A 3173-nucleotide genomic window follows, 5' to 3' on the forward strand; every position below is an offset into this window, starting at 1 on the left:
AATCCTCTCCATTATTTCACTGGTTTTGACGATTACTCTCCCAAAATATAAAAATATATTATGTAAGAGTCTCGACCAGAGGACAAAATGAAGAGAGTAAACGATAGGGTATAGAAGCTATGGAGAAAATGATAAGGCTAAAAAGGTATCAGAGAGAACTAAAAGGGAAACAGGGCGACCAAGTAAACCGGATGCTCTGACAAAAGATAAGGAACGTCACATAAAAGCTTAGATTGATAAAAGTATAAAATTGACGGAATTGAGCAAAGCAATGCTATACCGTATAACAAAATTACAGGAATAATTTAAACGCATTATATATGTATCAAACTAAATTCTTTGGAGGTTAAATGTGTGATTAATAAGCAACTAAAATATATTTTTGACAATTCGTATGAGGGGGTTTACATTATTGATAAATATAGAAAGATAATTTACTGGAACCCGATCGGTGAAAAATTATCTGGATACACGGTATCTGAAGTTGTGGGTTCTTACTGCCATGATAATATCCTAGATCATATAGATCAATGTGGAATGAATTTATGTAAAGATGGATGTCCTTTAGATGCAGTGTTAAAAGACGGAATAATAAGAGAAGCGAAAGTTTTTTTGAAACATAAAAACGGATATCGTGTTCCTATAAATGTGAGAGGAATTCCTTTTAAAAACGATAAAAATGAGATTATTGGAGCTATTGAATTTTTTAATGAAACTTCTGAACGGGAAATTGTTCTTGAAAAAATAAAGAATTTAGAGTCCCTAGCTTTTTTAGATCATCTTACTCAACTCCCAAATAGAAGGTATCTTGAAAATTTTATTAAAATAAAGTCTGAGGAATATTTGTTAAATAATCAAAGTTTCGGAATAGTTTTTATGGATGTTGATCATTTTAAATCAGTGAATGAAACCTATGGACATAAAATAGGAGATCTGGTTCTAGAAACAATTTCTAAAACCTTTTTGAACAATCTTAGAAAAAATGATGTTATTGGAAGATGGGGTGGTGAGGAGTTTGCAGGAATCTTCTCAGTAAAAAATATAAAAGAACTTTCAATAGTTTCTGAAAAATTAAGAAATATTGTTGAGAATACAGAGATAGTATATAAAGATAAAAAGCTTAAAGTTACTATATCTATAGGTGCAACCTTTATAAATAATAAAAACGATGTTTTGGGTATAATTGAAAATGCTGATAAACTTATGTATGAAAGTAAAAGAAAAGGTCGAAACTGTATAACCATAGGATAATTTTAAGCAGTTTTGTGGAACTAAAGTTCTGTACAATATAAGATAAAGAGTATCATAGTATAGAGGTCACAATAGGACCTCTATTTTTATATGCAGATTCCATATAAATTACGCGTGCGTAAAATACAGGCGAGCATATATATTCCTAAACAGAAGACTCTCAGAATATTTATTCTAGAGAGTCTTCTGTTTAATTGTATAAAATTATGGATAAGTTGTTTTTACATTACCCCTTTTTCTTTGTAAAAATCCATGTAATCAACAAATGCAAGATTGACCGCATCAAGTAGCCTTGATTTAACGTCTTTGGCATTATATATTCCACTTACTGCTTTTAATTCAGTTTTGCTGATCCCGTTTGCAGTATATGTTGAAATCTTTTTTCCTTCTTTATTGTAAAGGTCAAACTGGATATTGGCAGCTACATATATACTTTCTAAATCCACAGGTGAAACTATAGAGACAAGATTTTCAACAAATCCTCTGGAATGAGCCATTAAAACGGGAGAAACCTTTATATCAAGAGTTCCATCTAGATTTAAATCTTTAGCAATACTTGCAGCTTGAGCAGAACTGTTAGCCATCATATTATCATTAAGAATAACTTTATAACCAGGATAAGGATGTACATTGGTCATAGCAAACATTCCACTATCTTCCTTAGATGTAATAGACTTCATAGACTTGTAGGCCTTGGATCTAAGAACTATATTTTCTTTGGCAAGTCTGTACGGAAGATTTTGTCTGAAAATAGAATCATGAACTACTTTTCTATAAGTTTTTCCATCCCAAATATCTTCGTCAGATGTCATAGCAGTAGCACTTTTCTTAAGCATATCAGTTACTATATTACCTCTTTGAGAAATTTGTGAGTCATCTACATCGGATACAGATAATCCGATAACAGCGACCTTGTTCAAATTGGAGACCTGAGCAACATCCATAGTTTTACAACTTACAAATAAAATAGATAAGACAAACAATAAGGCAAATTTTTTCATAATCCCTCCCTTAAAAAAACGGTAAAATACCCCATATGGTATGAAAGTTAGCACACCTAGTATATATATAAAATTTAGGAATTTCAAGTAAAATGTTAAAATTCAAACTAAAAAATAAAAAAAGGTCCGATACTGCCTGTAGTGCAGACAGTTACGAACTTCTTAAAAATTCTAACGGTAGTATCTCAAATTTAGTGTAAATTTGGGATACTACCCTATTCTCCTTTAATTACTCTTACAACATAATTTTTTTCTAAATTTTTAAAAATTTTCTCATGAATTGAGTTAAAAGATTTTGAATCTGTTTCTTTGAGATATAGCTCCCTTGCTTTTTCTCTATATATATTTTGCTCTTCAATTTTCATTTTTAGGTACATATCATAAAGTATTTCTATCATAGGATCTTTATCTGGTTCTGATACATCTTTCAAATTTTCTTTATTTAAATTTCTACCTATTATTTCCCCTTCTACAACCTCAACTTCATTCTTTTTAAGAGGTTTTTCCAATGATTCATTCTGAAATTCATTTTTAGGAATATTTTTCATTATCCCATTTATGTATTGGACTAGAGTAGTTCTAACTTCTTGACGAAGATTTTTATATGCTGTTTTTAATATGAATATAGCATAATCTTCTCCGTCTTCTTTCACTATTTTTTTTATTTTGTTGTCTGTTCTTTGGTTCCAGGATTTAGAAATAAAAATATTTTTTTTAGATTTTTCAATTTCTTTTTGAAGTCTGTTTTGATCTTCCTTAATTACAATAGGTTTCGAAATTAAATTATTTTTTCCTAACTCATATTGTTTTTTTTGTTCTATCTTTAATGTATGTGTTGTGATTATTCCCATTTTATTACCAAATCGATACCAAAATTCATAAACTTTTCCACCGTGATCAATGGTCTTATAATCTTCTAAG

Annotated in this window: 2 protein-coding genes and 1 pseudogene; 1 reads left to right on the plus strand and 2 read right to left on the minus strand. The window is 29.8% G+C overall.

Annotated elements, in window-relative coordinates:
- Positions 1 to 354: 354 nt before the first annotated feature.
- Positions 355 to 1251 carry a diguanylate cyclase gene (locus tag ABZA26_RS11085; RefSeq protein WP_372714591.1) on the plus strand — a complete coding sequence of 299 codons (897 nt, stop codon included), beginning with the start codon at positions 355 to 357 and terminating at the stop codon, positions 1249 to 1251.
- Between the two features lie 221 nt (positions 1252 to 1472).
- Here ABZA26_RS11085 and ABZA26_RS11090 read toward each other — a convergent pair whose 3' ends face one another.
- The gene (locus ABZA26_RS11090; protein WP_372714592.1) at positions 1473 to 2171 is read right to left on the minus strand and encodes a hypothetical protein; all 699 of its coding nucleotides are present in this window, start codon (positions 2169 to 2171) and stop codon (positions 1473 to 1475) included.
- 296 nt (positions 2172 to 2467) lie between these two features.
- Positions 2468 to 3173, minus strand: a pseudogene (locus tag ABZA26_RS11095) (hypothetical protein); the annotation flags it as partial.

Origin of the sequence: Ilyobacter sp., from assembly GCF_041583315.1 — a bacterium.
GTDB lineage: Bacteria > Fusobacteriota > Fusobacteriia > Fusobacteriales > Fusobacteriaceae > Ilyobacter.